Origin of the sequence: Mesorhizobium sp. M1E.F.Ca.ET.063.01.1.1 (genome assembly GCF_003998155.1) — a bacterium.
In the GTDB taxonomy this organism is placed as follows: domain Bacteria; phylum Pseudomonadota; class Alphaproteobacteria; order Rhizobiales; family Rhizobiaceae; genus Mesorhizobium.
The window spans coordinates 1-444 of the sequence record NZ_RZSC01001620.1 but is presented as its reverse complement, the minus strand read 5'-3'; the positions used below and the strand labels follow the sequence as shown (position 1 = coordinate 444).

1 protein-coding gene is annotated in these 444 nt (G+C 65.1%); it reads left to right on the top strand.

The window, feature by feature from the left end:
* On the top strand, window positions 1-327 hold a 327-nt coding region (locus EOA29_RS40080; RefSeq protein ID WP_127222587.1), incomplete at its 5' end, for a DUF2066 domain-containing protein.
* Window positions 328-444 lie beyond the last annotated feature (117 nt).

Below are 444 nucleotides of genomic sequence, written 5' to 3'. Positions count from 1 at the left end.
CGCGAATCCTTCGTCAACGCTACGGCGCCATTGCTGATGCATGCCAGTTTTCCGAAATCCGGGCAGCTTGCCGGGCTCGACGACAAGGCGTTGCGCAATGCCGACATGGCAAGACTCGACCGGCTCGCGAAAAAAGCGGGAGCAGTCCAGGCGCTCGCCGGGAGCATCGTATGGAGCGACAAGGAACTCGGCTGGATCGCCGACTGGCGGCTGTCAGATCGCGGCAAGACGTATCGATGGCAGGTGCGCGGCGTCAGCTTCGACGAGGCGTTTCGCGCGGCGATAAAGGGCGCGGCGCAGATTTTGTCGGGGAATGGGCAGCCGTGATGCACAGTTTCCTCGCCCCCACGAAAGTGGGGGAGAGGTGGCTCGGCGAAGCCGAGATGGAGAGGGGGAGCGCCCTACGAAGGCCCCTCTCCGGCCGCTTCGCGGCCACCTCTCCCC